Source organism: Salmonella sp. SAL4457 (genome assembly GCF_046548235.1).
Taxonomy (GTDB): domain Bacteria; phylum Pseudomonadota; class Gammaproteobacteria; order Enterobacterales; family Enterobacteriaceae; genus Salmonella; species Salmonella enterica.
The window spans coordinates 581336-608287 of the sequence record NZ_JBGDZO010000002.1; the positions used below are offsets into that span (position 1 = coordinate 581336).

At 51.8% G+C, this 26952-nt stretch carries 29 protein-coding genes; 10 read left to right on the plus strand and 19 right to left on the minus strand.

All coding sequences use genetic code 11. The features are described from left to right. Positions 1-305: 305 nt before the first annotated feature. The 5 genes from yqaB (at position 306) to ACLJNW_RS10455 (ending at position 5308) form a co-directional block, all read left to right on the plus strand. Positions 306-872 (plus strand): fructose-1-phosphate/6-phosphogluconate phosphatase, encoded by a 567-nt coding sequence (gene yqaB / locus ACLJNW_RS10435; protein WP_000271296.1) that lies wholly within the window; start codon positions 306-308, stop codon positions 870-872. Then, positions 869-1294 (plus strand): YqaA family protein, encoded by a 426-nt coding sequence (locus ACLJNW_RS10440; RefSeq protein ID WP_001279499.1) that lies wholly within the window; start codon positions 869-871, stop codon positions 1292-1294. The genes yqaB and ACLJNW_RS10440 overlap by 4 nt, the downstream gene beginning before the upstream one ends. A gap of 76 nt (positions 1295-1370) precedes the next feature. Then, a complete protein-coding gene (gene gshA, locus ACLJNW_RS10445) occupies positions 1371-2927 on the plus strand; it encodes a glutamate--cysteine ligase (protein WP_024154727.1) in 1557 nt (518 codons plus the stop codon). 149 nt (positions 2928-3076) lie between these two features. Further along, entirely contained in the window at positions 3077-3592 is a 516-nt protein-coding gene (gene luxS / locus ACLJNW_RS10450) for an S-ribosylhomocysteine lyase (RefSeq protein WP_001130194.1), read from the plus strand. 345 nt (positions 3593-3937) lie between these two features. Beyond that, complete coding sequence (locus ACLJNW_RS10455; protein ID WP_024154728.1) at positions 3938-5308, plus strand: carbohydrate porin; 1371 nt, start codon at positions 3938-3940, stop codon at positions 5306-5308. 48 nt (positions 5309-5356) lie between these two features. Here the strand turns inward: ACLJNW_RS10455 and emrB are convergent, their stop codons facing one another. The 12 genes from emrB to ACLJNW_RS10515 form a co-directional block, all read right to left on the minus strand. Beyond that, on the minus strand, positions 5357-6895 hold the full coding sequence (gene emrB / locus ACLJNW_RS10460) for a multidrug efflux MFS transporter permease subunit EmrB (RefSeq protein ID WP_001187298.1): 1539 nt from the start codon (positions 6893-6895) through the stop codon (positions 5357-5359). 16 nt (positions 6896-6911) lie between these two features. Then, a complete protein-coding gene (emrA, locus tag ACLJNW_RS10465) occupies positions 6912-8084 on the minus strand; it encodes a multidrug efflux MFS transporter periplasmic adaptor subunit EmrA (protein ID WP_001275605.1) in 1173 nt (390 codons plus the stop codon). Positions 8085-8210: 126 nt separating this feature from the next. Then, positions 8211-8741, minus strand: coding sequence for a transcriptional repressor MprA (mprA, locus tag ACLJNW_RS10470; RefSeq protein ID WP_000378431.1), 531 nt, complete (start codon positions 8739-8741; stop codon positions 8211-8213). 496 nt (positions 8742-9237) lie between these two features. Further along, entirely contained in the window at positions 9238-10422 is a 1185-nt protein-coding gene (locus ACLJNW_RS10475; RefSeq protein WP_000165769.1) for an MFS transporter, read from the minus strand. A gap of 164 nt (positions 10423-10586) precedes the next feature. After that, positions 10587-11582 (minus strand): glycine betaine/L-proline ABC transporter substrate-binding protein ProX, encoded by a 996-nt coding sequence (gene proX / locus ACLJNW_RS10480; protein WP_001216618.1) that lies wholly within the window; start codon positions 11580-11582, stop codon positions 10587-10589. A 69-nt stretch (positions 11583-11651) separates the two neighbouring features. Continuing rightward, entirely contained in the window at positions 11652-12716 is a 1065-nt protein-coding gene (proW, locus tag ACLJNW_RS10485; RefSeq protein WP_000775021.1) for a glycine betaine/L-proline ABC transporter permease ProW, read from the minus strand. Next, on the minus strand, positions 12709-13911 hold the full coding sequence (gene proV, locus ACLJNW_RS10490) for a glycine betaine/L-proline ABC transporter ATP-binding protein ProV (protein ID WP_000985529.1): 1203 nt from the start codon (positions 13909-13911) through the stop codon (positions 12709-12711). Before proV ends, proW begins: the two co-directional genes overlap by 8 nt. A gap of 354 nt (positions 13912-14265) precedes the next feature. Then, a complete protein-coding gene (gene nrdF / locus ACLJNW_RS10495; protein WP_000777901.1) occupies positions 14266-15225 on the minus strand; it encodes a class 1b ribonucleoside-diphosphate reductase subunit beta in 960 nt (319 codons plus the stop codon). A 10-nt stretch (positions 15226-15235) separates the two neighbouring features. After that, on the minus strand, positions 15236-17353 hold the full coding sequence (nrdE, locus tag ACLJNW_RS10500; protein WP_371063501.1) for a class 1b ribonucleoside-diphosphate reductase subunit alpha: 2118 nt from the start codon (positions 17351-17353) through the stop codon (positions 15236-15238). Further along, positions 17353-17763, minus strand: coding sequence for a class Ib ribonucleoside-diphosphate reductase assembly flavoprotein NrdI (gene nrdI / locus ACLJNW_RS10505; RefSeq protein ID WP_001275402.1), 411 nt, complete (start codon positions 17761-17763; stop codon positions 17353-17355). The genes nrdE and nrdI overlap by 1 nt, the downstream gene beginning before the upstream one ends. Continuing rightward, entirely contained in the window at positions 17760-18005 is a 246-nt protein-coding gene (gene nrdH, locus ACLJNW_RS10510) for a glutaredoxin-like protein NrdH (RefSeq protein WP_000028870.1), read from the minus strand. Before nrdH ends, nrdI begins: the two co-directional genes overlap by 4 nt. 271 nt (positions 18006-18276) lie before the next feature. Further along, positions 18277-18708 (minus strand): carboxymuconolactone decarboxylase family protein, encoded by a 432-nt coding sequence (locus ACLJNW_RS10515; protein WP_023204257.1) that lies wholly within the window; start codon positions 18706-18708, stop codon positions 18277-18279. A gap of 88 nt (positions 18709-18796) precedes the next feature. Between ACLJNW_RS10515 and ACLJNW_RS10520 the strand changes: the two genes are divergently transcribed. Further along, positions 18797-20131 carry a PLP-dependent aminotransferase family protein gene (locus ACLJNW_RS10520; RefSeq protein WP_023204258.1) on the plus strand — a complete coding sequence of 445 codons (1335 nt, stop codon included), beginning with the start codon at positions 18797-18799 and terminating at the stop codon, positions 20129-20131. An 83-nt stretch (positions 20132-20214) separates the two neighbouring features. Here ACLJNW_RS10520 and ACLJNW_RS10525 read toward each other — a convergent pair whose 3' ends face one another. Beyond that, on the minus strand, positions 20215-20541 hold the full coding sequence (locus ACLJNW_RS10525) for a DUF883 domain-containing protein (protein WP_023204259.1): 327 nt from the start codon (positions 20539-20541) through the stop codon (positions 20215-20217). Between the two features lie 161 nt (positions 20542-20702). Between ACLJNW_RS10525 and ACLJNW_RS10530 the strand changes: the two genes are divergently transcribed. Further along, on the plus strand, positions 20703-21053 hold the full coding sequence (locus ACLJNW_RS10530; RefSeq protein ID WP_000281304.1) for a DUF2002 family protein: 351 nt from the start codon (positions 20703-20705) through the stop codon (positions 21051-21053). Positions 21054-21087: 34 nt separating this feature from the next. On the opposite strand, the gene alaE is transcribed toward ACLJNW_RS10530, so the two are convergent. Then, positions 21088-21537, minus strand: a complete 450-nt coding sequence (gene alaE / locus ACLJNW_RS10535) for an L-alanine exporter AlaE (RefSeq protein WP_000492669.1) — start codon at positions 21535-21537, stop codon at positions 21088-21090. A gap of 698 nt (positions 21538-22235) precedes the next feature. Here alaE and stpA point away from each other — a divergent pair. Beyond that, entirely contained in the window at positions 22236-22637 is a 402-nt protein-coding gene (gene stpA, locus ACLJNW_RS10540; protein ID WP_001051100.1) for a DNA-binding protein StpA, read from the plus strand. Positions 22638-22726: 89 nt separating this feature from the next. Here the strand turns inward: stpA and ACLJNW_RS10545 are convergent, their stop codons facing one another. The 3 genes from ACLJNW_RS10545 to ACLJNW_RS10555 all read right to left on the minus strand — a co-directional run bounded on the left by ACLJNW_RS10545 (position 22727) and on the right by ACLJNW_RS10555 (position 23821). Beyond that, complete coding sequence (locus tag ACLJNW_RS10545; RefSeq protein ID WP_000494942.1) at positions 22727-22906, minus strand: hypothetical protein; 180 nt, start codon at positions 22904-22906, stop codon at positions 22727-22729. 78 nt (positions 22907-22984) lie between these two features. Continuing rightward, positions 22985-23512, minus strand: a complete 528-nt coding sequence (locus ACLJNW_RS10550) for a rhodanese family protein (protein WP_000022011.1) — start codon at positions 23510-23512, stop codon at positions 22985-22987. A 9-nt stretch (positions 23513-23521) separates the two neighbouring features. Then, positions 23522-23821 (minus strand): ArsR/SmtB family transcription factor, encoded by a 300-nt coding sequence (locus tag ACLJNW_RS10555; protein ID WP_000137433.1) that lies wholly within the window; start codon positions 23819-23821, stop codon positions 23522-23524. Positions 23822-24003: 182 nt separating this feature from the next. Between ACLJNW_RS10555 and ACLJNW_RS10560 the strand changes: the two genes are divergently transcribed. Together ACLJNW_RS10560 and lysM are read left to right on the plus strand one after the other, a co-directional pair. Continuing rightward, positions 24004-24162, plus strand: a complete 159-nt coding sequence (locus ACLJNW_RS10560) for a YqaE/Pmp3 family membrane protein (RefSeq protein ID WP_000508175.1) — start codon at positions 24004-24006, stop codon at positions 24160-24162. 99 nt (positions 24163-24261) lie between these two features. Continuing rightward, positions 24262-24711 (plus strand): peptidoglycan-binding protein LysM, encoded by a 450-nt coding sequence (gene lysM, locus ACLJNW_RS10565; RefSeq protein ID WP_000522406.1) that lies wholly within the window; start codon positions 24262-24264, stop codon positions 24709-24711. A 21-nt stretch (positions 24712-24732) separates the two neighbouring features. On the opposite strand, the gene csiR is transcribed toward lysM, so the two are convergent. Next, positions 24733-25410 (minus strand): DNA-binding transcriptional regulator CsiR, encoded by a 678-nt coding sequence (csiR, locus tag ACLJNW_RS10570; RefSeq protein WP_000126152.1) that lies wholly within the window; start codon positions 25408-25410, stop codon positions 24733-24735. Positions 25411-25451: 41 nt separating this feature from the next. Beyond that, a complete protein-coding gene (gene gabP, locus ACLJNW_RS10575) occupies positions 25452-26852 on the minus strand; it encodes a GABA permease (RefSeq protein ID WP_000531282.1) in 1401 nt (466 codons plus the stop codon). Positions 26853-26952: the final 100 nt, after the last annotated feature.

Consider the following 26952-nt stretch of genomic DNA (forward strand, 5'->3'; position numbering starts at 1 on the left):
CATCCGTAGCTCAGCTGGATAGAGTACTCGGCTACGAACCGAGCGGTCGGAGGTTCGAATCCTCCCGGATGCACCATATTCTCCGTACTTTCAGCAATGCAGATAAGATAGTGGTAATCACCGCTGGCATCAGAAGGATAACGTTGCGTCAGCAACGGCCCATAAGGCGAATAATCCTCCCGGATACGTCACTGCCCTGCAATCGCTTTTCCCCTTATCCTGAACACACCTCTTCATCTCTATTAGCGACAAAATCAACCAATTGCGATAAAGTACTGTCTGGTTATTTGGTTTGCGAGAACACGATGTACGCACGTTATGCTGGTTTGATTTTTGATATGGACGGTACTCTCCTGGATACCGAACCCACGCATCGCAAAGCGTGGCGTGAGGTTTTGGGGCGCTATGGTCTTCGTTTTGATGAACAGGCAATGGTCGCGCTTAACGGTTCGCCAACCTGGCTTATCGCCCAGTCAATCATTGAGCTTAACCATGCCGATCTTGATCCCCTGTCACTGGCGCGTGAGAAAACCGACGCGGTAAAAAGCATCCTGCTGGACTGCGTAGAACCGCTGCCGCTGGTTGAGGTGGTCAAAGCGTGGCATGGGCGGCGTCCCATGTCGGTCGGTACCGGTAGCGAAAGCGCTATCGCGGAAGCCTTGTTAGCGCATCTGGGGCTGCGTCGTTATTTTGATGCGGTTGTGGCGGCAGATCACGTACAGCATCACAAACCTGCGCCTGACACCTTCCTACTGTGCGCCCAGCGGATGGGCGTCATGCCGACGCAGTGCGTGGTATTTGAAGATGCCGATTTTGGTTTACAGGCGGCGCGGGCGGCGGGAATGGATGCCGTGGATGTCCGACTATTGTGAGTGACGGACTGTCGCTCCTGTCTCTGTTTGCCAGTAGTTTTCTCAGCGCGACGCTGTTACCCGGTAATTCTGAGGTGGTTTTGGTTGCTATGCTGGTCTCCGGCGTCAGCCATCCCTGGGTCTTAGTCTTAACAGCAACAATGGGTAATAGCCTTGGAGGGGTAACTAACGTTATTCTTGGGCGTTTCTTTCCGCTGCGCAAAACGTCGCGCTGGCAGGAAAAAGCGACTGGCTGGCTAAAGCGTTATGGCGCAGCCACACTATTATTAAGCTGGATGCCGGTCATCGGTGATTTGTTGTGCCTGTTAGCGGGATGGATGCGCATCCCGTGGGGGCGGACGATCTTTTTTTTGTGTCTTGGTAAGGCGCTGCGCTATGTTGCGCTCGCAGCGGCGACGGTTCAGGGCATGATGTGGTGGTAATAATTGTAGGTTTGGCATGTATGGCCGCCATTACAGTTATGCTTATTAAAACGATTTGGACAGGCGGGAGGTCAATTTGATCCCGGACGTATCACAGGCTCTGGCCTGGCTGGAAAAACATCCTCAGGCGTTAAAGGGGATACAGCGCGGGTTAGAGCGCGAAACGCTGCGTGTCAATGCTGATGGCACGTTGGCGACAACAGGTCATCCTGAAGCGTTAGGTTCAGCGCTGACCCATAAATGGATTACCACGGATTTTGCGGAAGCCCTACTGGAGTTTATTACGCCAGTCGATGGCGATATCCAGCATATGCTCACTTTTATGCGCGATCTCCATCGGTATACGGCCAGGAAACTGGGCGATGAGCGGATGTGGCCATTAAGTATGCCCTGCTATATTGCGGAAGGGCAGGACATAGAGCTGGCGCAGTACGGCACATCAAATACCGGGCGCTTTAAGACGCTCTATCGCGAAGGGCTGAAAAATCGTTATGGCGCCTTGATGCAAACCATCTCCGGCGTACATTACAATTTTTCATTACCGATGGCGTTCTGGCAGGAGAAATGCGGCGTTACGGAAGGCGAAGCGGCAAAAGAAAAAATTTCTGCCGGCTATTTTCGTCTGATTCGCAACTATTACCGTTTTGGCTGGGTCATCCCCTATCTGTTTGGCGCGTCTCCGGCCATTTGTTCCTCTTTCCTGCAAGGGAAGCCAACCACATTACCGTTTGAAAAAACGGACTGCGGCATGTACTACCTGCCATATGCGACGTCGCTGCGTTTGAGTGATTTGGGCTATACCAATAAGTCGCAAAGCAATCTCGGAATTACGTTTAACGATTTGCATGAATACGTTGCAGGTCTGAAGCGCGCGATTAAAACCCCTTCCGAGGAGTACGCGCGGATTGGTGTGGAAAAAGACGGTAAGCGGCTACAGATTAACAGCAACGTTCTGCAAATTGAAAATGAGCTGTACGCGCCCATTCGTCCCAAGCGCGTGACGCGCAGCGGCGAATCGCCTTCTGACGCGCTTCTGCGTGGTGGTATTGAGTATATTGAAGTTCGTTCTCTCGATATTAACCCGTTCTCACCGATCGGCGTAGACGAGCAACAGGTGCGCTTCCTCGATCTGTTTATGGTTTGGTGCGTATTGGCCGATGCGCCGGAAATGAGTAGCGATGAGCTGTTATGTACGCGTACAAACTGGAATCGCGTTATTCTGGAAGGGCGTAAGCCGGGCCTGACGTTAGGCATTGGCTGTGAAACCGCGCAGTTCCCGCTGCCTAAAGTAGGGAAAGATCTCTTCCGCGATCTGAAACGCGTGGCGCAAACGCTGGACAGTATCCACGGGGGAGAGGAGTATCAAAAGGTGTGTGACGAGTTGGTCGCCTGCTTTGATAATCCTGAACTGACATTCTCCGCCCGGATCCTACGGTCTATGATTGATGAAGGCATTGGCGGCACCGGGAAAGCGTTCGGTGAGGCTTACCGTAATCTGTTACGCGAAGAGCCGCTGGAGATTTTACAGGAAGAAGAGTTTATTGCTGAACGTGACGCTTCAGTACGTCGTCAGCAGGAGATTGAGGCGGCGGATACCGAGCCGTTTGCCGCGTGGCTTGCAAAACACGCCTGACCCAAAAGAAAAAGGCCACTCACTGAGTGGCCAAAATTTCATCGCTGAAAACAGGGATGATGATAACAAATGCGCGTCTTTCATATACTCAGACTCGCCCCGGAACAAAGAGTTCAGTTTATTTTTAAAAAATTATCGGAGGTGACTAAATGCCATTATTAGATAGCTTCGCAGTCGATCATACCCGGATGCAAGCGCCGGCGGTCCGGGTTGCAAAAACGATGAACACCCCGCATGGCGACGCAATCACCGTGTTTGATCTGCGTTTTTGCATTCCGAACAAAGAAGTGATGCCGGAAAAAGGGATTCATACGCTTGAGCATCTGTTTGCTGGCTTTATGCGCGACCACCTCAACGGTAACGGCGTTGAGATTATCGATATCTCGCCGATGGGCTGCCGTACCGGTTTCTACATGAGCCTGATTGGCACGCCGGACGAGCAGCGTGTTGCCGACGCGTGGAAAGCGGCGATGGCGGATGTGCTGAAAGTGCAGGATCAAAACCAGATCCCGGAGCTGAACGTTTACCAGTGCGGTACGTATCAGATGCACTCGCTCAGTGAAGCGCAGGACATTGCCCGTCATATTCTGGAGCGTGATGTGCGCGTGAACAGCAATAAAGAGCTGGCGCTGCCGAAAGAAAAACTGCAGGAACTGCATATTTAGTCTTATTGGTAAGCGTTTCCAGTATTTAAATTAACCCCGGTCTATGGCCGGGGTTGTTTATTGCTTAATATAATTTTCGTTTATTATATTTGCGGCGAGAATACATTTTAAATTAAGTAATGCCTGGCCTGTTAAATAATAAAATGTGATCTGGTAAACAGAAAAGGCGGATAACTCACGATGCCAGAGTGTATTGATCACATAAACTAAAAATCATAAATAATTAATAGAAAAACATAATGGAATGCGCCAGATATCCAGGTAATAACAAGACTCTACTAATAGCCGGTCGATGGGGTTTTTAGCAAATCTTATCTGGTATACATCAAACTTAAGGGATAAAAAATGAAGGCTAAATATTTGGCGCTGATGATCGGTGCTTGCTTTTCTCATAACCTTTGGGCAGCGAATAATATCACTATTGAGCAGCGTCTGGCTGAACTGGAGCAACGTGTTGTTAATGCTGAAAAACGGGCATCCGATGCCGAGGCGCAAATTCGCTCGTTGAAACAGCAGCAGGTCGCCGCTACGCCGACGGTGAATGTCCAGTCCGCCGAGCCCATTGCAGCAGATAAAACGCCGCCGAAGCTGACTTTATCCGGATTCAGCGATATTAAGTTCTATGGCGATGTCGAATTTAATATGGATGCGGCAAGCCGTTCCGGTAGTCTGACATCGACGAGAACGTCAGCGAATAAAGATTGGGCACCGGGAACCAATGAACGCTGGGATATTAACGGACGCCTGTTGCTGGGCTTTGATGGCTACCAGCGGCTGGACAACGGTAATTTTGCCGGATTCTCTGTACAGCCTCTGGCGGACCTGACCGGAAAAATGAACCTTGATGATGCCGTTTTCTTCTTTGGTCGTGAGAATGACTGGAAAATTAAGGTTGGTCGTTTTGAAGCCTACGATATGTTCCCGCTGAATCAGGATACGTTTATTGAATATTCGGGGAATACAGCGAACGATCTTTACAGTGACGGTTACGGCTATATCTATATGATGAAAGAAGGACGGGGACGTAGCGACAGTGGGGGTAACTTCCTGCTGAGCAAAACCATCGACAACTGGTATTTCGAAGTTAACACATTGCTGGAAAATGGCAGTACGTTATATACCGAGAAGCAGTACCACGGAATGGATTTAAGCAACGATAAAAACGTGGCTTACGTCCGTCCGGTTATCGCCTGGCAAAACGGGCGTTTTTCAACGGCGATAGCGATGGAAAGTAACGTCGTTAACAACGACTATGGCTATTATGAGAATGGGAAGTGGATCGATCAGTCAGATCGTACGGGCTATGGTTTTACCATGACCTGGAATGGTCAAAAAACTGATCCGGAAGATGGCGCAGTGATTAACCTGAATACCGCCTATATGGACGCGACCGATGAGACAGATTTTACCGCTGGAGTGAATGCGCTGTGGCATCGATTTGAACTGGGTTATATCTATGCGCATAACAAAATCGAAGCCTTCAATGCTACCAATATTGATGCCGTTTGTGAGGACGATTGTTGGATCACCGATCCCGGCAATTATGACATTCACACTATTCATGCCTCATATTTATTCCCCAACGTGATGGATATGAAAAACTTTAACATCTACCTCGGTGCCTATGCTTCATGGGTAGAGGCCAATCCGAATAATGGTGATAACAGTGAAGATGCGCGTTACGGCGGGCGTCTGAGATTCAAATATTTCTTCTGATTGTTGGTCTACTAAAAAAGGGATCCGCAGATCCCTTTTATCAGATAGTTAGTGCGCGCCGCCACCGCCGCCGCCCGCACCGAAGGGCGGTTTGGCGAACCACACCAGGCCGAGCAGCACCAGGAAGATCCCCGCCGACATCCAGAAGATTTCGTTGGCGGAAATAATCAGCCCCTGATTCGTGATTTGCTGGGCTATCCAGCCTGACGCCTGTTGGTGCGTCATCCCTAAGCCTTCCAGTTTATCGTACATAGCCTGAGCGTTTGGATTATACGCCGTAACCGACTCCGTGAGCTGAGCATGGTGTAGCGACTCACGATCGGTCCACATAGTGGTGGTAATCGAGGTGCCAATGGAGCCCGCCAGCGTTCGCGTGAAGTTCGACAGGCTTGATGCCGCCGCCAGCCGTTCGGGCGGTAACCCGGAGAGCGTAATGGTGGTCAGCGGCATAAAGAAGCAGGCGACGGCAAATCCCTGAATAAACTGCGGCCATGCGGAAGCGCCGAAATCCATACCCGGTTCGAACGTCCAGGCGCGCCAGTAAAAACAGACGGCGTACATAATGAAGCTGAATGTGACCAGCCTGCGCATATCCAGTTTATGCGCGAAGCGTCCGATAATCGGCGACAAAATTACCGGAATAATGCCGACTGGCGCCGACGCCAGACCTGCCCACGTTGCGGTATAGCCGTACACCTCTTGCAAAAGCTGCGGCAGTAGAACAATGGCGCCGAAATAGAGCATATAGGCAAGGCTGATGCACAAGCAGCCAATCGTGAAGTTACGCGATTTAAAAAGAGAAAGATCGACGATAGGGTGATCGTCGGTCAGTTCCCAGACGATCAGGAAACTGATGGCGATGACGGCGACCACGGTCAGGATGATAATTTCCTGTGAGGAGAACCAGTCCAGCTCTTTACCGCGATCGAGCATAATTTGCAGGCTGCCGATGCCAATCACCAGTAACGCCAGCCCGACGGCGTCAATACGTCGCCGTTCGGTATGCGTTTCACGTCCGCGCAGCGTGTGTAACGTCATCAGGACGACGGCGATGCCAATCGGCACGTTGATGAAGAAAATCCATCCCCAGTGGTAATTATCACTGATATAGCCCCCCAGAATCGGGCCGCAAATCGGCGCGACAATGACGGTCATTGACCAGAGCGCCAGCGCAATGGAGCGCTTTGCAGGCGGATAGTTATTCAGCAACAGGCTTTGCGAGAGCGGAATCAGCGGCCCGGCGACCACGCCCTGCACCACGCGGAAGAAGATCAGCATATTCAGACTGCTGGATACGCCACAGGCCCAGGAAGCCGCGGCAAAGGCGACCGTCGACCACATGAACAGTTTGACTTCGCCAAAACGTTTCGCCAGCCAGCCGGTTAAGGGAATCGAGATAGCGTTCGCCACCCCGAAAGAGGTGATAACCCATGTCCCCTGGCTTAGGGAAGAACCCAGGTTCCCGGCGATGGTCGGAATCGCCACGTTGGCAATGGTGGAGTCCAGCACCTGCATGAATGTCGCCAGCGACAGCGCGATCGTCATGATGACGAGCTGCGCGCCTTCCAGCGGTTTTTGCTGTTGCATCACACGCACCTCAGGATTAACCCGCGTTAGCCTGTACGATGTCGTCGATCAGTTTATTGACCGGCGCGAGATTAATTTCGCGTGCGTTACTTTCGGCAACCGGCGTCGTTCGTACCTGGCTGGCCAGTACCTGACCGTCGCGATTAGCGGTATCCACGGTGACCAGCGTCGATAAACCAATGCGCAGCGGATGTTGTTCTAACTGGCGGGCGTCCAGTTCGACGCGTACCGGCAGACGTTGAACCACTTTAATCCAGTTACCCGTCGCATTTTGCGCGGGCAGCAGGGAGAAGGCGCTGCCTGTTCCCATATCCAGACCGACGACTTTACCGGTGTATTTTACGTCGTCGCCATAAATGTCAGTAATAATCGTCACTGGCTGCCCAATGCGCATATTCGCTAATTGGGTCTCTTTAAAGTTAGCGTCCACCCACAGATCGGTTGCAGGCACCACGGCCATCAGCGGCGTGGTGGGGCTGATCTGCGCGCCAGGCTGGACGGCGCGGCGGGAGACATAACCGGTCATTGGACTGACGATGCGAGTACGCTCCAGCGCCAGCCAGGCGTTACGCACTTCGGTCGCCGCTTGTTGAACCGCAGGCTGATCTTCCAGATTACTGTTGAGTATCATTGCCTGGTTGGCATTGTACTGTTGAATGGCGACATCCAGCTGTGCCTGCGCGCTGGCGACGGCATCGCGGGCGTGTTGCAGCTCTTCCCGGCCAATAAGATTGGCATTACCCAGCGGCACACGACGGTTAAGGTCGCTTTGCGCTTGCGCCAGGGCGGTTTTTTGCACGTCGATATTCGCCTGCAACTGCTTACTGTTAATCATCAACTGGTGCGTTTGGCGCACGCTGGAGGCCAGCGCCGTTTTGGCTCTTTCAAACGCTTGTTTGGCGTCAGTCTGATCGAGCGTGACCAGAACATCGCCCTCTTTTACAAAGTCGGTGTTATCAGCCCAGACTTTCGTCACGCTGCCTGACACCTGCGCCATGATTTGAACCTGGTTCCCTGCCACGTAAGCATCATCTGTCTCTTCAATATGACGCAATACTAAAAACCAATAAATTCCATATGCCACGGCAATAATAACAAAGAGCAAGGTAAGAAGTAGCAGCGCTGTTTTGCGTTTGCCTTTCTTCTTAGCCGGTTGCTGCGGGGTTTGGATCTCCGCATTTGCGCTCATGTTGTTCTCCACGATCTTATTATTCACATCGGCTGAGCCGACCTGTTGTCAGAAAGGCCAGCAGTAACGCGTGCCGGCCTGTCCGCTTTCCTGTTATTAATCTGGATTTTTGAGCGGGTCGGCGCTTTAGCGCAGCGCCTCAAGAACAGTGCCTTCCTGCTCCATTTGATCAAGACGCGTCAGGAGTTTACGAGTGATGTGCTCAAGTTGATCTTTTTCGGCTGTGCTAAGTGATGACCAGAGTTGATGCAGACAATGATGCTGAGGCGGAAGCACTTCTTGCAAAAATGCCTGGCCTTTCTCCGTTAATTGCAGATGCAGGCAACGGCGGTCGTTATCGCTCTCACGACGCTCAATCCAGCCGCGTTTTTCCAGCTCATCTGCAATGCGTGTCGCATTGGTGCGAGATGAACCCAGCGCGCAGCTTAATTCAGACGGCTGAATACTGTGGTTTTCCTGAGACTCCAGCGTAATCAACGCCATAAACAACGTCTCGTTAATCCCTTGAGCCTTCAGCATTTTATTGCGGTTTTCCAGGAGCTTGCCTTGCATGTGCATACAAAGACGAGTCAAAAGAATTTCCTGGTAAGGAAAGTCTTCGTGACGGCTGGCGCGAAATTTTAGCATTTGTTCAATGGGCGTAAACGAACTATCCATTTGGGCATGACCTCATTAATTTCAGCCGATATAGTAACGACAGTGACAAATAAAGTAAATGTATTATTAATACAAAATCATTCTTTCAGGCTATAAAGCAACCAATGATACGCAGACTGAGACGTCAGCGGGAACATTGGGCCCGGTAAAGCGCCGCCTGCGGCAAATCCAGGAATGACGAGAAAAGCGTGAGTGCCTGCATGAAAAAATCAGGAGAGAACGATAAGCGGGAGGGGCGAAAGCCGGGTAAACGGCCTTACAACCCGATGCAAAAGCCACCGGAATATCACGGATAGCTATCGGTGAACGACCTTCGAATCCTTGAACGGGCGCTATTGGCCTGGGAGCAGATGGGGATGCAGGGCTTTCCATAGAATTATATTATTCTTCACCGGTATAAAAATAACCATGATAAATGAATAGCATAACCTTAACAGACTGGGGAGCTCCTTAACACCCTAAGGAGCTTAAACAAAGGTAAACGCTCACTATCCGCTTAATTTACGGCTTCCTGTCGGTGAAAACCTCGCCACCAGACCAGTAAATTAAGTAAGGCTACCGTGACACCCGCCAGACAAACGCCGGCCCAGCCGGCATGTTGCCAGGCGGAGGCGGAAATCAGCGACCCCGCGGCGCCACCGATAAAGTAGCTGGTCATATAGCCGGCGGTGAGCCGGTTACGCGCATCCGGATGCAAACGATAGATGACCGTCTGATTGGTGATATGTACCCCCTGAACGGTGAGGTCCAGTACCAGAATGCCAATAATCAGCGCCAGTACCGAGGTGTGCCCAAGCCAGATAGCCAGCCAGGAGAGTAACAGCAGCAGTAAGCCGAACGTGGTGGTGAGGTGAGATTTACCTTTATCGGCAAATCCGCCAGCCGGACGCGCGCCTAAAGCGCCGGCGGCCCCCGCCAGGCCAAACAGGCCAATCATCCCCTCGGAGTAGCTAAACGGCGGCGCGGCGAGCAAAAAGGCCATTGATGTCCAGAGGATGCTGAAATTAGCAAAGGTCAGACAGCCCAGCAGTGCGCGGGTACGCAGCAGCTTATCGTGAATAAACAGGCTGAATACAGAACCCAACAGTTGCGGGTAGTTAAGATGGGTGTCGGATTTGAGCTTTGGCAGTCCGCGCCATAACGCGACGGCCATCAGCGCCATCAGCGCCGACGCTACCCAAAATACGGTGCGCCAACCGCCGAGGTTTGCCAGCAGTCCGGCGACCGTTCGCGCCAGCAGGATCCCCAGCAACAGGCCGCTCATAATGGTGCCGACCACTTTACCGCGGGTGGCGGGCGTCGCAAGTGTGGCGGCCAGCGGAACCAGAATCTGCGCCACCACGGAGAACAGTCCGGTTAAGGCCGTTCCGAGTATCATCATGCTAAGCGACTGACTGCTGGCGGTGATCAGCATTCCGCCAGCCGCCAGCAACGTCATGGAGACAATCAGCGTTCGGCGTTCAAACATGTCGCCGAGCGGCACCAGAAACAACAGGCCAGCGGCATAGCCCAACTGCGCGGCGGTAACGATAAACCCTGCGGAGCTGGCGGAAAGCGAAAAGTGATGCGCGATGGTATCAAGCAGCGGCTGGGCATAGTAGTTGCTGGCGACCGCCAGACCCGTGGCCACAGACATTAAAACGATCAGCGCCGGGCTAAGCCCATGAGTGGGTTTCGTCATTATGGTAATCGTGATTTAGATAATTATTTCCTGGGAAAACAATCATAGCGGATGTTGATGAATAAAGGGGAACAGTGACGTGATGAATCGTGCGCTTTGAGGAGAGATTGAATAGGCCGGATAGCGGCGCATGAACTGCGCCTTATCCGGCATAAAAAACGATATTATTTCTGCGCGGCCAGCGCTTCTTTCACCCAGCCGTCAAACTGCTGCTGGTGGGCGTTGATCCAGCCGTCTACGTGGCCCTGAACATCGGCTTCAGACGATTTACCGGCATGCATCATGGCGTTCTGCGCGTTGATATCCGCCAGCGGCAGCTTCATGATGGCGAACAGTTTCGCCGCCGCCGGGTTTTTCTCCGCCCATGCCTTATTGGCGACAATATGCATGGTATTAACCGGGAACCCATAGTTCGCGCCGTTCGGCAGTTTAGTATCAATATTTTTCTGTTCGCCCGGCAGAGAGGAGAACGGCACCTGTAGCCAGACGACATCTTTACCCGGCTTCATTACGTCGCTCACCCAGTACGGGGTCCAGGTGTAATACAGCACCGGCTTGCCTTCTTTAAAACGGGTAATGGTATCAGCCATCATCGCCGCATAGTTACCGTGGCTGACCTCAACGGTTTTTTGCAGATCAAACGCTTTATTCTGGTGATTGATCACGGCTTCGCAGCCCCAGCCCGGCGAGCAGCCCATCATGTCCGCTTTTCCGTCGCCATTGGTATCGAAGATTTTGGCGATTTTCGGATCTTTTAGCTGAGCGATATTGGTGATGTTGTACTGCTCGGCAGTTTTTTTATCGATCAGATAGCCCTGCGCAGCGCCGGAGACGAAGACGCCCTCGCGGTAAAACTTGTTGTCTCCGCCTGCTGCGGCATACATATCATCATGCAGCGGCTGCCAGTTCACGGCGGTAAACGTCGCATCGCCAGAGGCGATGGAGGTATAGCCTACGTTGTAATCGACTTCACTCGGCTTATTTACGGTATAACCCAACTTTTCCAGCGCCCGGCTGACCAGTAACGTCTGGAAGGACTCTTCAGAAATCGTGCTTTGGATAGGTTGGACGGTAATGCCTTTGCCAGGCAGGTCGGCAGCGAAAGCGCTGGCGGTGACAAGGGTGGCAAACGCTGAGGCAAATATCACGGTATGTCGCATCGTTGTTCCTTTAATTATGGTAGGGAGTTGTAAGCCCGGTAAGCGCAATGTCACCGGGCGTCAGGAGAGTTACTTAACGAAAGGGCGGGTGATTAGCCCAACAGGACCGGTGGTATACCAGCGACGGTTACCGCGGCTACGCGAGTCGCGCCCGACGGCCTGCGTCAGACGGTCCAGAATGATGGCAAGAATCACAATGCCGACGCCGCCGACGGTTGCCAGCCCCATATCAAGACGACCAATGCCGCGTAGTACCATCTGGCCAAGCCCGCCGACCGCAATCATCGAGGCGATGACGACCATTGAGAGAGCCAGCATCAGCGTCTGATTAACGCCTGCCATAATGGTGGGCATCGCCAGCGGTAGTTGCACTTTGAACAACATTTGGCGCGGGCTGGCGCCGAACGAGCGCGACGCTTCAATTAAGTCGGCAGGCACCTGGTTAATGCCCAGGATCGTCAGGCGTATAATCGGCGGTAGAGCAAAAATAATCGTCACCACCACGCCCGGCACGTTACCGATGCCGAATAACATGACAATCGGCACCAGATAGACAAACGCGGGCGTGGTCTGCATCGCATCCAGCAGCGGACGAACTATTTTGGCCGCACGCGGGCTGCGCGCCAGCCAGATTCCCATCGGTAATCCGATCACGACGCAGAACAACAGGGCGGTCAGCACCAGCGCCAGGGTAATCATCGCCTGCGACCAGGCGCCGATCGCGCCGATGGCGATCAGCGATATCAGCGTTGCGATCCCCATGCCCACGCCGGAAACCTGCCAGGCAATCAGCGCAAAGAGAATAATCGCCACAGGGGCGGGCATTCCCAGCAGCAGTTGCTGAAAGCCGTTAAGGATGTAATCCACCGGCACACGAATCCCCTGAAAAAGGGGACGGAAATGGGTGACGACCCAGTCGATTCCCTCTGTGACCCAGCTATCCAGCGGGATCAGCGTCTTATGGAACGGGTCCAGAAGAGAAAAGTGTTCAGGGGCTGGCGCGGGCGCGCTGTTCAACCAGTCGGTACTGCCGCCGTCCGTGGCTACGCCTGCCGGTGTTCCCCAGGCATCAGCCGTTTGCGTCGTAGTATCGGCCACCTGTGCGGTATCCCACGGATTCGTTTGATCAGCCATTGTTACCCCCCTCGCGATCTAAAGCCTGTAGCAACATACGTTTTGAAATAATGCCAACATACTGGTGTTCTTCATCGACAACCGGCACCGCGCAGGGCGCCTGGCCGACGTGAGAGAGCAACTCGCTGAGTGGGGTTTGCGCATCAACGACTAAAGGGTCGTCGATAAGCGCCGCTTCAATCCCTTGCGCCTGGCTTAATGCCGCTTTTAATGAGTCGATGGACACGACGCCCACGAATTTATTGCCACGCTCAATGACGTAACCATATTCACGGTCTTCATCCTGTAATAATTTCAGTGCCGAACGGGGACCAAAACCTGGCGTTTTACGAATTAATCCGACCGGACTGCGACGGGCAATATCTTTGGCGCTAAAGACCTGACTAATATCCACGCCACGGAAGAACGTGCGGACATAATCATTTGCCGGATTATTCAGGATCTCATCCGGCGTACCAACCTGTACGACCTCGCCATTTTGCATAATGGCAATCCTGTCGCCAATACGCATAGCCTCATCAAGATCGTGGGAAATAAAGACAATGGTGCGCTGATGTTTCGCCTGTAATTTCACCAGCTCATCCTGCATTTCGGTACGAATTAATGGATCGAGGGCGGAAAACGCTTCATCCATTAATAAGATATCAGGGTTGATTGCCAGCGCGCGGGCAAGCCCAACACGCTGACGCATCCCACCGGAAAGTTCATCCGGGTAGGCGTGAGCGTAATTCTCAAGCCCCACCTGACGCAAGGCGTCCAGCGCTTTTTCGCGACGCTCTTGCGCCGCGATGCCCGCTAATTCCATACCGAATGCCGTATTATCCAGCACGGTCATATGCGGCATGAGCGCAAATGACTGGAAGACCATCGCAATCTTTTTCCTGCGCACCTCGCGAAGCTCAGCGTCTGATATTTTGGCAATATCAACGCCGTCAATCAGTACCTGTCCGCGGGTGGGTTCAATCAGGCGATTGAGAAGGCGTACCATTGTGGATTTACCCGAGCCGGATAATCCCATGATGACAAATATCTCGCCTTCTTCAATGGCCAGACTGGCGTCTTTAACGCCAAGCGATAGCCCCGTTTTTTCCAGTATTTGCTCTTTCGATAGTCCCTTTTCAATATATTTGAAGGCACGCTGCGGATGCTCTCCAAATATTTTATACAGATTCTTCACTTCTAATTTAATTGCCATGCAATAGAATGATTCCTGTTATTTACTTATGTCGATATGTTACCTGATAGAAATAGTTACCTTTTTCTACCCTAACATACTCAGAATCTGAGACAACCCTGAATTTGCTTCTGGCATGAATATTGCGAGGTGCTATCGGCTGTGATTTCCTATGATATAAGGGCTGAACGCGAATGGGGAGGAAGAGATATTTTTTGGAACAACCAGCAAAAATCCACCTGAATTGGGGGAATCCAGGTGAATAATGTCACTCGTATTGAGTGTAGGACATGTTGTAATATTTGCGCGATTTGACTCCCTATTGCTTGAAATAAAGGCATGGGAAATGTAACGTTATTTCCCATGCCCGTAAGGTTAAAAATTCCAGTCTTCGTCTTCGGTTTCGACTGTTTTCCCCATCACATAAGATGAACCTGAGCCGGAAAAGAAATCATGGTTTTCGTCGGCATTCGGCGAGAGCGCGGCAAGGATTGCGGGATTCACGTCTGCCATCTCCGGCGGAAATAACGCCTCATAACCCAGGTTCATTAAGGCTTTATTGGCGTTGTAGCACAAGAAGGCTTTGACGTCGTTAACCCAGCCGGTTTCCGCATATAACGCTTCTGTGTAGCAGATTTCGTTGTCGTACAGTTCCATCAACAAATCCAGCGCGAAAAGCTTTAACTCTTCACGCTCGATTGCCGATAGTTTTTGTAGCGCTATCTGATACTTATAGCCAATATAATAACCGTGAACCGCTTCATCGCGAATGATTAAACGAATCAGGTCGGCAGTGTTCGTGAGCTTACCGCGGCTGGAGAAATACATCGGCAGCCAGAAGCCGGAATAGAACAGAAAAGACTCTAAAAAGACGCTGGCAATCTTTTTCTTTAGCGGTTCATCGCTGACGTAATGAGCCAAAATAATCTGTGCCTTACGCTGAAGCGGCGGGTTTTCTTCGCTCCAGGCGTAGGCGGCATCAACCTCTTTCGTCTGGCACAGCGTGGAAAAAATAGAACTGTAAGAGCGGGCGTGTACCGCTTCCATAAAGCTGATGTTCGACAATACTGCCTCTTCATGCGGCGTGATGGCATCTGCCATTAACGACGGCGCGCCTGCGATGTTCTGGATAGTGTCGAGCAGCGTAAGTCCCGTAAACACGCGAATGGTGAGCTGCTGTTCGGCGGCGCTCAGCGTCTGCCAGGCCGGAATATCATTCGATAATGGCACTTTTTCCGGCAGCCAGAAGTTACTGGTCAGCCGGTTCCATACCTCCAGATCTTTGTCGTCCTGGATCTTGTTCCAGTTGATGGCGCTAATACGAGATAATTTCATATGGCTTTCCTTATAGCGCGCAGGATACGCAGCCTTCAATTTCAGTACCTTCCAGCGCCAACTGGCGAAGCCGGATGTAATACAGTGACTTAATACCTTTTCGCCAGGCATAGATCTGCGCTTTGTTGATATCGCGGGTCGTGGCGGTATCGGGGAAAAACAGGGTGAGCGACAGTCCTTGATCGACGTGGCGCGTGGCCTCGGCATAGGTATCAATAATTTTTTCCGGACCGATATCGTAAGCATCCTGATACATGTCCAGATTTTCATTGGTCATAAACGGCGCGGGGTAATACACACGCCCGGTTTTGCCCTCTTTGCGAATCTCAATTTTGGCCACAATCGGATGAATGCTGGAGGTCGCATGATTAAGGTAAGAAATCGAACCGGTCGGCGGCACCGCCTGCAAATTTTGGTTATAGATGCCATAGCGCATCACATCGTCGCGCAGCTTTAGCCACATTTCTCGTGTGGGCAGCGTAATGCCGCTGCGGGCAAATAGCGTTCTGACTTTCGCCGTTTTCGGTTGCCAGTCGTCCTGTAAATACTGCGTAAAATAGTCGCCGCTGGCATAGCGCGACTGCGCAAATCCGGCGAAGGTTTTGCCGCGTTCGCGGGCCAGCCGCATTGAAGTATGCACGGCATGCCAGGTAATGGTGTAAAAATAGAGATTGGTGAAATCCAACGCCTCCGGCGAACCGTAGGCAATGCCTTCTCTCGCCAGATAGCCATGCAGATTCATCTGGCCCAGACCGATGGCATGAGAGGCGGCATTACCGGCGGCTATTGAGGGCACGCTGCGTATATGGCTCATGTCCGACACCGCCGTCAGGCCGCGAATAGCGGTTTCTACGGTACGGCCAATGTCCGGTGAATCCATGACGTGAGCGATATTCAGCGAGCCGAGATTGCAGGAGATGTCATGCCCGATGTGGGTATAGTCAAGGTTATCGTCGTAACGGGAAGCGCTATTGACCTGTAAAATTTCTGAGCACAGGTTGCTCATATTAATGCGACCAGCAATGGGATTCGCGCGGTTTACCGTATCTTCAAACATGATGTAGGGATACCCGGATTCGAACTGAATCTCCGCCAGTGTTTGAAAAAAGTCACGGGCGTTAATATAGGTTTTACGCACGTGCGGATCGGCAATTAATTCATCGTACCGTTCGCTAATGGCGATATCGCCAAACGGTTTGCCGTAGCGTCGTTGTACGTCATAGGGCGAAAAGAGCGCCATTTGCGCGTTTTCTTTCGCCAGCCGGAAGGTGATGTCCGGGATCACCACGCCGAGAGAGAGCGTTTTGATCCGGATTTTTTCGTCAGCGTTTTCCCGTTTGGTATCCAGAAAACGCAGAATATCCGGATGGTGCGCATGGAGATAAACCGCGCCGGCCCCCTGGCGCGCGCCAAGCTGGTTGGCATACGAAAACGCGTCTTCCAGCATTTTCATCACCGGGATCACGCCGGAAGACTGATTCTCAATGCGTTTGATCGGCGCGCCCGCCTCGCGCAGATTGGAGAGTAAAAACGCGACGCCGCCGCCGCGTTTGGAGAGTTGCAGCGCCGAATTCACCGCTCGCCCGATCGACTCCATATTGTCTTCGATACGGAGCAGGAAGCAGGAGACCAGTTCCCCACGCTGCTGTTTACCGCAATTTAAAAAAGTCGGGGTAGCGGGCTGAAAGCGACCAGAAAGCATTTCATCGGTCAGTTGGGTGGCCAGCGTTTCGTCACCCTGCGCCAGCGTCAACGCCACCATTGTCACCCGATCTTCAAAGTGTTCCAGATAACGTTTGCCGTCGAAGGTTTTCAGCGTGTAACTGGTATAGAACTTCCAGGCGCCAAGAAACGTCTGGAAGCGAAAGCCGCTGGCGTGGGCGTGCTCGAACAGGCGGAGGACGAAGGCGCGGTCGTAACGCGCGAGGACGGTGTCATCGTAATACCCTTCCTGAACCAGCGTCTCCAGACGTTCATGCTGGCTGGCAAACGTCACGGAATGCGGGCGGACGTGGGCGGCAAAGAAGGCGTCGATCGCCTGCTGGTCCTTGTCGAACTGAATATGGCCTGCTTTATCGTAAAGATTCAGCATCGCGTTCAGGGCGTGGTAATCCATGGTTTCCTGCATTACGCGCTCCGGGATAGTTGTTGCCAAAATTCATTTACTCCTTTTCGGACGTTATCGATGTCGCGTTGTGTGCCCATGAGCTCAAAGCGGTACAGCCAGGGGACACCGCATTTTTGTGCTATCACATCGCCAGCGCATCCCCAGGCATCGCCGAAATTGCGGTTACCGGAGGCGATGACGCCGCGAATGCGCGCCCGGTTGTGTTCATCATTTAAAAAGCGGATCACCTGTCGCGGCACCGCACCGGCCATCCCGCCGCCGCCGTATGACGGCACAACCAGAATGTACGGTTCGTCTACCTGAATTCGCTCCCGTTCATTGAGCGGAATACGCGTGGCGGGCAGCCCCAGACGCTGCATAAAACGGTGCGTATTTTCAGAGCTGCTGGAGAAGTAGACGAGCGCGCTCATGCGTTTGCCGCGTGGGGTGTCGGGTGCAGACGGTTAATCATGTCCGGACGGAAGCCAGACCAGCTCAAATCGCCCGCCATCACCACCGGTAATTGACGAAACCCTTGCGCCCGGAGCGTATCCGCTGCATCCGGCACCAGATCGACGTTCACCATCTCAAATTCAAATCCACGGCTTTCCATCGCCCGCTTTGTGGCGTGGCACTGAACACAGTTATTGCGAGTGTAAATAGTAATGCTCATGATTCGTATTTCCATTTAAAATGAGAAAACGGCGCGATGAAACGCGTCGGATTGTCGTGTGTTGATACAGGGAATACTAGATGTAGTTGAATTAAGATTCAACCATACAAGATATGGGAATTTTCGATTGATTTTAACGCCGCTGATGAACGCAGCGGGGTAGGGGCGGCATGGCTAATTTTTGCCGGATGGCGGCGTGAACGCCCGATCCGGCCTACAGGTTGACGCATAACAGAGTTGGCTGACATCTGCGCCATCCGGCAACAATGCGTCACATTCGCATACCGATCGCCAGACGGTTAAAGCAGTTCATTAAACCGATGGCGAAGGTCAGATCGCTGATTTCACGCGCGCTGAAATGATCGAGCAGCGGCAGGTAAACATTATCTTCGGCGTGGGTTTCAGCAATGTGCGTCACCGATTCCGTCCAGGCTAACGCCGCGCACTCTTGCTCGCTGAAATGGTGGCTTACCCGCCATCCTGCCAGCGCATCTAATTTAGCTTGATTTACGCCAGCCTTACGCAGCGCTTTACTGTGCATCTCTAGGCAAAATGCACAGCCATTTATTTGCGAAACACGCAGGTAAATCAGCTCCATCAGAGTGAGGTCAAGCGTGCTCTTTTCCAGCGCGTTTTTCGCCTGCACCAGAGCGCTATAAACCTCCGGGCTCAGTTCATAATAGGGTTGGCGTAACGTCGTCATCATGTTTCTCCTCGTGTTGATGACGAGCACTGTAGCACTATAATGGTCTGTAAAAGAGAGCCATATTTTTACAGAAAAAGCAGACCATATGCCGCGCTATCAGCACATCGCTCGTCAGTTAAAAACGGCCATTGAGCAAGGAGAACTCGCGCCCGGAACGCGTTTGCCGTCCAGTCGGACGTGGGCGCAGGAACTGGGCGTTTCTCGCGCCACGGTGGAAAATGCCTATGGCGAGCTGGTGGCGCAGGGCTGGCTGGAGCGACGTGGCCAGGCAGGCACGTTTGTGAGCAACGCTCTACGGTTTGAGACGGCGCCGCCGATACCCGCTGTTTTTGCCGGAGAAAGTCCGGAACCGAAACCCTTTCAGATGGGGTTACCGGCGCTGGATCTCTTTCCACGCGAGAAGTGGGCGCGAGTAATGGGGCGTCGGTTGCGCACGCAGACACGCTTCGATCTGGCATTAGGCGACGTCTGCGGCGAGGCGATTTTGCGCCAGGCGATAGTCGATTACCTGCGGGTTTCGCGTAGCATTGAATGTCTGCCGGAACAGGTATTTATTACCTCCGGTTATGCGGATTCTATGCGGCTAATCCTGCGTACATTGTCTGTGCCGGGAGACAGCATGTGGGTGGAAGATCCCGGCTTTCCGTTAATTCGCCCGGTGATAACGCAGGAGGGGATTACGCTGGCGCCGATTCCGGTCGATGCCGATGGGCTGAATGTCGCGGCGGGGATGCGGGATTGCCCGCAGGGGCGCTTTGCATTGGTGACGCCCGCCCATCAAAGTCCGTTGGGGGTGGCGCTGTCGTTAACTCGCCGACGGCAACTTCTGGCATGGGCGGCGAATGTGCAGGCCTGGATTATTGAAGATGATTACGACAGCGAATTTCGTTATCACGGTAAACCGCTTCCGCCGCTCAAGAGTCTGGATGCCCCGCAGCGAGTGATTTACGCCGGAACGTTCAGTAAGTCGCTCTTTCCGGCATTACGTACCGCCTGGCTGGTGGTGCCGATAAAGCAGATTGAGCATTTCCGCCAGCAGGTGTCGCTGATGCCCTGTAGCGTACCGTTGTTATGGCAGCACACGCTGGCTGATTTTATCCGTGATGGCCATTTCTGGCGGCATCTGAAAAAGATGCGTCAACATTATGCTCAGCGACGGTTATGGATTGAAGAGGCGCTGGCAGAACAGGGATTTGTCGTGACATTACAGAAAGGCGGTATTCAGTTGGTTATTGAGGTTGAAGGTGATGAGAAAGCGCAGGTAGCAAAAGCGAATCAGGCCGGACTGGCGGTACAGGCGCTAAGCCGTTGGCGAGTGGTTTCGTCAGGAAAGGGGGGCATTTTACTGTCGTTTACCAATATTACTTCCGCTGGCATGGCGAAACAGGTCGCATGGCAGCTTCGACAGGCGATACAGTAACCGTTTCGCCGAATGGCGCGACCTGGGCCTGCGGCAATGATGCAGGCCCAATAAAGTATGTCGCCATCCGGCTGCGCACGTCGTTAGCGACGCAGGCTAAGCAGCGCCCCGATAAAAATTCCTACCGCTGCGGCGGCTCCTACGCTACACCAGGGTTTTTCACGCACAAACGTATCCGCGCACCCCATCGCATCACAGGCGGCTTGTTTTACGCGAGTACGACCCTGCATCCGCGCCCGGGTCTCTTTCAGCAACGCCTGTGCTTTGCGTCGTGCAGCCTCGGCTTCGTCTTTCGCATCGCTTCCCCAGGATTTAAGGACATCTTCCAGACTGTCGGCTAATCGATTGACATCATTCTGAATATCCTGAACACCATCATCGACGTCGTTTCGGTTCGGTTTGTTAAGCATATGATCCTCCATTGATTTCGATGTAGCTTTCAGTGTAGTTCATATTTTTACCTGCTGAGGCTTGTTACGGCGATATCATGCGTTTCTGGACTTTTCTGAAAGCGTTGATAACGCGCTATCGGGTAAGGTAAGCCCGCAGTAAAAGAGAATGAGGATAAAATATGTATTTACGACCTGACGAGGTGGCGCGGGTACTGGAAAAGGCAGGGTTTACCGTCGATGTGGTGACGAATAAGACGTATGGTTATCGACGCGGCGAGAATTATGTTTATGTTAACCGCGAGGCGCGTATGGGGCGTACCGCGCTGATCATTCACCCCAGATTAAAAGACCGTAGCTCATCACTGGCTGACCCGGCTTCGGATATTAAAACCTGCGATCACTACCAAAACTTTCCGCTCTATTTAGGTGGCGAGACCCACGAACATTACGGTATTCCCCACGGCTTTAGCTCCCGAATAGCGTTAGAACGTTATCTGAACGGGCTTTTTGGCGACGAAAAAAGCGACTAAAAGCGCGACTGGCAATGCCAGTCGCGACGTTAACTTACGCCTTAGCCTGATGATAGCTGCTCACTTTAAACAGGCGGCGACAATAATCCAGGAAGTAGCCATAAACCGCGCCCATTAACATTGAAACAACAATGTTTGAACTCACGGCGGCCACTATCTGATGCCAGCCGGCACCGACGGTCAGCAAGATGATAATATAAACGGGTGACTGAAAGGTGACATAAGCCAATACATCCGCCAGGTTTTTGGCCCATCCCGCCGGGCTTGCCTTACGCGCGACGCGCATAATCAGATCGCGGTAAACGCCGTATGGCCATGCAATCAAAATGTTGACAGGTATCGCCACCAGCCTGGAAGAAAGCGACTGCTCAAAGCTCATTCCGGAGAGGAATATCTCGATCAACATGTTCACAACAGAACAGTAAACAACCATCGCAAACGTGTCTGCTACGGCATGACGCAAGCGTGACTGTGGAGAGAACATGTTAATGCTCCTTGTAGCGTATCGATCAGAATGAGGCGATGGTTGGTAGTGAAATCATAAAGCACTTTTGTCTTTGCATAGAGTATATCCCTATATAATAACTATCAACTAGTGTAATATTTTTATTTATAGGCTTTTTGTCGATAAAATACTCTGGGATTGTGTGTTTTTTGCTCGCGGCGAGATTTTCGTTGTTGTTAGTCATTAATTAATTTTAAATCAATGCATTATAATGCATTGTTTTTCTGGCGATTTTCAGCCACATTCCAAATGTTGTCAGATGCGATGTATTCTCGGCTAACGGCACGCGCTCTACTTTTCTCAGCATAATTATAGCTATTGCAGGGTGATTTTTAGCATAAAGCTCTTATGATGATTTTTGAATAGTTAATCTCTTATTGTGATGAAATATTCACTTCTGTATAAGGTCAGCCACCGTGAGGGTCACCGTGGTTACTGAGATACGCAATACGCTATAAACAGCCGAACGGGAAACCTACAGATATACCGTAGGCAGAATAACCTGAAACACGCAGGGGGTAATGAATATAACCTTCTGGTTAACAGATTAATATAATTAATCGAGTTATGCTGTGTATATCTGTATGAACTTTAGGATCTGGAAATATAATCAACAATCGCATACAATACCGCCTGTAATAGTTTTTTGTTTTCTGCGTTAAAAGGTTTTTATTGATATGAATTTGATGTTACAGAACTTAAATAATATCCGCACGCTGCGCGCTATGGCTCGCGAATTCTCCATTGACGTTCTTGAAGAAATGCTCGAAAAATTCAGGGTTGTCACTAAAGAAAGACGCGAAGAAGAAGAATTGCAGCAACGCCAGCTTGCCGAGAAGCAGGAGAAAATTAATGCCTTTCTGGAGCTGATGAAAGCAGACGGTATTAACCCGGAAGAGTTATTTGCCATGGATTCAGCAATGCCGCGTTCTGCTAAAAAGCGCCAGCCGCGTCCGGCAAAATATCGTTTTACTGATTTCAATGGCGAAGAAAAAACCTGGACCGGACAAGGTCGTACGCCTAAACCGATTGCCCAGGCGCTGGCGGCGGGGAAATCTCTGGATGATTTCTTAATCTAATCACGGATAGCTTTTAACAGATGGCGCTTCGTTTCCTGTCTCTATTAATCGGGACTCCGGGAACGTTGCGCCATGCTCATTCTGATAAATCAGCACACGCCAAAATCGCCCTCTTCGCAATAGGGGGTGACATCTGCCGCTTTGAGGATCAATTTTTCGCCCGGCTCATTACCGACCTGTACCGCGACAATATGATCCTCGTTGACTTCAATCACTTTCAGTTTCGGCCCACCCATTCGGGGCTGTACGATATCGCCTGGTGTGAACATCACGCTCTCCTGTTGAACAATGGTATAAACCCGCCTTCAGTCTACTACACACCTACCGACGCGCGGTGAAGGTACCGCTTAATGAGTACGGGTATTCCAGGGCATTTTTTCCAGTAGTCGCGCCATTCCGCAGAAGCCGGTCATGCCTGCCAGCATTAACCCGGCCCCGACAAAACCGCTAATGAGGAAAAAGCCGCCGTGGACCGTATAGCCCAGAATCACCCCAAGCAACGTCAACCCGCCGGCGGCGATTTGCACCTGACGCATCAGTGGCAACGGTTGCGATTTGTCTTCTGTGACGGGCAATCCTGCCGCTTTCCATCCGTCGATACCGCCTTCCAGTAGACTGACCTGAGCTGGGGCGGCAATGGCCTGTAGTTTTGCTGCATTGCTGCTGGTTCGTTTACCTGACTGACAGTGAAAAATAATCTGTTCCGCTCGCAGATTGGCGGGCAAATCGCCCTGTTCAAGCCGGGAAAGCGGCGCCAGTTGCGCATGTGGAATATGCTCGCGCAGATATTCGTCGGCGTCGCGTACATCAATCAGTTTCGCGCCTTGCGCTATCAGCGCTTGCGCCTCACGGGGGGAAACTATCCCAATGGACATCGTGCCTCCTTATGGACAATAGAGATTCTTTAACGTGGCGATAAGCGTATTAACCGCCTCATTTTTAATGAAATAGTGAATGCGCTGGGCATCGCGTTGACTATCAATCAGCCCTTCTTCCCGCATCCGCGCCAGATGCTGCGACGTCGCGGAGGGGCTTAGCCCGGTAATGCGCGCCAGTTCGCCTGCGCTGGTTTTTGGCGAACCGCAAAGCATACATAAAATCAGTAATCTTTTTGGGTGGCTCATCGCTTTGAGCAGGGCCGCCGCCTGTTCTGCGCTGGCCTGAAGTTGTTCAAGCTCTGTCATAGTTATTTAAGTATTTTCTAAATTTAGTTAATTCTAAAATAAACATCAACCTGATGCCAGCGTAAAAAGCGTAAAGGAGGGTAAAAGCGCGGCGCGCGACTGGCAGGCTCAGGTAAACTGACTATGCTTAGAGATAAAATCTCTTTTTAAACAATGACTAATTTTGCTTGTATGGAGTGTATATGGGTTTCTGGAGAATTGTATTTACGATTATTTTGCCTCCGCTCGGCGTACTTTTAGGAAAAGGGTTCGGTTGGGCATTTATCCTTAATATCCTGCTGACATTACTCGGATATATTCCGGGGCTTATCCACGCATTTTGGGTTCAGATGCGTCATTAATTACCGGCCACCGGCGGCGCATAAGCGCCGCTTATCAGGATAACCTCATTCCCTCTGCTACACTTTTCTTTGTGTGTATTTTTGACAAGCGAGGTGAATATGGGACTTTTCAATTTTGTAAAAGATGCAGGTGAAAAACTCTGGGACGCGGTAACCGCTAATCATGATAAGGACGATCAGGCGAAAAAAGTCCAGGAACATTTAAATAAAACGGGAATACCCGACGCTGACAAAGTGAATGTGCAAATAGCTGATGGAAAAGCGACAGTGACGGGTGATGGGCTGAGTCAGGAGGCAAAAGAAAAAATTCTGGTTGCCGTGGGGAATATCGCCGGGATTAGCAGCGTTGACGATCAGGTTAAAACCACGACGCCGGCGGCTGAAAGTCAGTTTTATACCGTAAAATCAGGCGACACCCTGAGCGCTATTTCAAAGCAAGTGTATGGTAACGCCAATCTGTATAATAAAATTTTCGAGGCAAATAAACCGATGCTGAAAAGCCCGGAAAAAATATATCCGGGACAAGTGTTGCGTATTCCTGAAGAATAATGGCTATCAGGTCGCGCCAGGCTACATTTTCCCTGCCATCGCCTGGCGAATAATGGGAATCGGCGTCAGCAAATGCTGACGCATTAATTCGCTGGCGCGTGCCGCCTCGCGCGCCAGTATCGCTTCGGTTAGCGTGTGATGCTGGATATGTTTATCTTCCAGCATCTCGACGGACAGAACGGTTTCACGTAACCAAATAAAGCGGTAGCGGGCCGCCAGGTCAAATAAGCGTTCGCGCATCTGTAGCAGATAGTGGGAGCCGCACCCGGCGACAATGGCGGAATGGAACGCCTGGTGGCGCTGATCCCATTCATCGAGCATATGTTCACTGGCATCGCTGGCTTCCAGTTTGCTGAGCATATGCGCTCGCGCCAGGATCTCCGCCTCCCACGCATCATCGCCGCGTTCAATCGCCAGGCGTACCAGCATCGCTTCCATATTGGCGCGCGCGTCAAAAATATCGAGGAGTTCCGCCTCTGACATGGACGCCACGCGATAGCCTTTTTGATTCACCACGGTGACCAGCCGTTCCGCCACCAGTTGTGACAGCGCCTCGCGCAGCGGCCCTACGCCAAGCGCATAGCGGGCGGTTAATAAACTCATCCGCAGTTTCTCATCCGGCTGATAAGTGCCGCGAATAATGTCATTTTTAAGCCAGCGATAGCCATCTATGGCCGTCGGTTGGGAAAGGGCGGTCATCTTTTACTCCTGAGAAGCTTCCCGGCTGACGCCGGGAATAACTAACGTAGGTTTTGCAGGGGGGCTTTTTGCCACCTTATCAGTTTTTTCCAGCGAGACATAATGGGGACAGTACCTATTATGCCCAGCCCTAACAGCCCGGTCGAAATGACTTCTAGTTGCTGTGCCGGTCGAAACAGCATCACCACCAGGACAAAGCAGATAAAGCCGATAACCAGCCAGGTGAGCCACGGATAAAGCCACATTTTCAACTTAATTTCTCCGCCCTGTGCCAGCAGAATTTTACGCATCCGCAATTGCGAAATCGCAATCACCAGATAGACCAGCAGCGCGATGGCGCCGGAACTGTCGATAAGAAATTTAAACACTTTTGCCGGGGCGTAATAATTGACGATAACGGTTAAAAAGGCCGCGCCGGTAGAGAGGAGAACCGCCACCCAGGGCGTTTTGCTACGGTTAGTTTTTCCCATTATCGCAGGCGCATCGCCGCGGCGGCTAAGGGAATAGAGCATCCGGGAGGCGGTATATAATGCGGAGTTCAGACAACTGGTCACCGACAATAAAATCACGCAGTCCATAATGAATTTTGCGTGCGGAATATGAAGCAGCTCCAGTACCGAACGGTACGAACCTACGCTTTTCAGACCCGGCATATTCCACGGGATCAGCGCCACCACCACAAAAATGGAACACAGGTAAAAGATGGAAATTCGCCAGATAACAGAATTGGTGGCGCGTACGATATGTTTATCCGGCGTATCGGATTCCGCGGCAGCAATAGTGACGATTTCCGCGCCCATAAAAGAGAACATGGTGATCAACATGGCGCTTAACACCGCGCCGAAGCCGTTAGGCATAAAACCACCGTGATCCCATAGCCGGGAGATACCGCTTACCTCAGCATACGGATAAAAACCGCTAATCGCCGTCGCGCCCAGCGCGATAAACGCCAGAATGGCAATTACTTTACATAGCGCCAGCCAGAATTCGAACTCGCCGTAATTTTTGACGCTCAATAAATTGCTTCCGGTTAAGGCAAGCGTAATCACTAATGAAAATAGCCATACCGGAATACCCGGTATCCATGAATTCAGAATAATGGCGGCAATATTGGCCTCCAGCGGAATAACCAGCACCCAAAACCACCAGTATAACCAGCCGATGGTATACCCGGCCCAGGGGCCGATCGCTTTATCCGCATAGGTGGAAAAAGAACCGGTATCCGGTGTGGCGACGGCCATTTCAGCCAGCATTCGCATAATCATGACGACTAAAAGTCCTGCAAACAGATAGGCCAGCAGTACCGCAGGGCCGGCCTCCGCAATCGCCACGCTGGAACCGACAAACAGGCTGGCGCCGATGACGCCGGCGATCGATAACATGGTGACGTGGCGTGATTTCAGCCCGCCCCCTAATGCATGTGATTCTGACAATTGCCCCATCCTAAAACCTCTTTATTGTTATTGCGCTCGTTTACCGGATGGCGCCTGGCTTATTCGGCCTACAATCGAAACGGTTTTTGTAGGCCGGATAAGACAGTTA

Coding starts and splice junctions, on each gene's coding strand:
- emrA (WP_001275605.1), bottom strand. CDS start 8,084: ATGAGCGCAAATGCGGAGATCCAAACCCCGCAGCAACCGGCTAAGAAG.
- yqaB (WP_000271296.1), top strand. CDS start 306: ATGTACGCACGTTATGCTGGTTTGATTTTTGATATGGACGGTACTCTC.
- ACLJNW_RS10560 (WP_000508175.1), top strand. CDS start 24,004: ATGGGTTTCTGGAGAATTGTATTTACGATTATTTTGCCTCCGCTCGGC.
- alaE (WP_000492669.1), bottom strand. CDS start 21,537: ATGTTCTCTCCACAGTCACGCTTGCGTCATGCCGTAGCAGACACGTTT.
- ACLJNW_RS10550 (WP_000022011.1), bottom strand. CDS start 23,512: ATGTCCATTGGGATAGTTTCCCCCCGTGAGGCGCAAGCGCTGATAGCG.
- mprA (WP_000378431.1), bottom strand. CDS start 8,741: ATGGATAGTTCGTTTACGCCCATTGAACAAATGCTAAAATTTCGCGCC.
- gabP (WP_000531282.1), bottom strand. CDS start 26,852: ATGGGGCAATTGTCAGAATCACATGCATTAGGGGGCGGGCTGAAATCA.
- emrB (WP_001187298.1), bottom strand. CDS start 6,895: ATGCAACAGCAAAAACCGCTGGAAGGCGCGCAGCTCGTCATCATGACG.
- ACLJNW_RS10520 (WP_023204258.1), top strand. CDS start 18,797: ATGCCGCGCTATCAGCACATCGCTCGTCAGTTAAAAACGGCCATTGAG.
- csiR (WP_000126152.1), bottom strand. CDS start 25,410: ATGACCGCCCTTTCCCAACCGACGGCCATAGATGGCTATCGCTGGCTT.
- ACLJNW_RS10525 (WP_023204259.1), bottom strand. CDS start 20,541: ATGCTTAACAAACCGAACCGAAACGACGTCGATGATGGTGTTCAGGAT.
- proV (WP_000985529.1), bottom strand. CDS start 13,911: ATGGCAATTAAATTAGAAGTGAAGAATCTGTATAAAATATTTGGAGAG.
- stpA (WP_001051100.1), top strand. CDS start 22,236: ATGAATTTGATGTTACAGAACTTAAATAATATCCGCACGCTGCGCGCT.
- ACLJNW_RS10475 (WP_000165769.1), bottom strand. CDS start 10,422: ATGACGAAACCCACTCATGGGCTTAGCCCGGCGCTGATCGTTTTAATG.
- ACLJNW_RS10545 (WP_000494942.1), bottom strand. CDS start 22,906: ATGTTCACACCAGGCGATATCGTACAGCCCCGAATGGGTGGGCCGAAA.
- nrdE (WP_371063501.1), bottom strand. CDS start 17,353: ATGCAGGAAACCATGGATTACCACGCCCTGAACGCGATGCTGAATCTT.
- nrdI (WP_001275402.1), bottom strand. CDS start 17,763: ATGAGCGCGCTCGTCTACTTCTCCAGCAGCTCTGAAAATACGCACCGT.
- ACLJNW_RS10555 (WP_000137433.1), bottom strand. CDS start 23,821: ATGACAGAGCTTGAACAACTTCAGGCCAGCGCAGAACAGGCGGCGGCC.
- ACLJNW_RS10515 (WP_023204257.1), bottom strand. CDS start 18,708: ATGACGACGTTACGCCAACCCTATTATGAACTGAGCCCGGAGGTTTAT.
- nrdF (WP_000777901.1), bottom strand. CDS start 15,225: ATGAAATTATCTCGTATTAGCGCCATCAACTGGAACAAGATCCAGGAC.
- ACLJNW_RS10455 (WP_024154728.1), top strand. CDS start 3,938: ATGAAGGCTAAATATTTGGCGCTGATGATCGGTGCTTGCTTTTCTCAT.
- nrdH (WP_000028870.1), bottom strand. CDS start 18,005: ATGAGCATTACTATTTACACTCGCAATAACTGTGTTCAGTGCCACGCC.
- ACLJNW_RS10530 (WP_000281304.1), top strand. CDS start 20,703: ATGTATTTACGACCTGACGAGGTGGCGCGGGTACTGGAAAAGGCAGGG.
- luxS (WP_001130194.1), top strand. CDS start 3,077: ATGCCATTATTAGATAGCTTCGCAGTCGATCATACCCGGATGCAAGCG.
- proW (WP_000775021.1), bottom strand. CDS start 12,716: ATGGCTGATCAAACGAATCCGTGGGATACCGCACAGGTGGCCGATACT.
- lysM (WP_000522406.1), top strand. CDS start 24,262: ATGGGACTTTTCAATTTTGTAAAAGATGCAGGTGAAAAACTCTGGGAC.
- proX (WP_001216618.1), bottom strand. CDS start 11,582: ATGCGACATACCGTGATATTTGCCTCAGCGTTTGCCACCCTTGTCACC.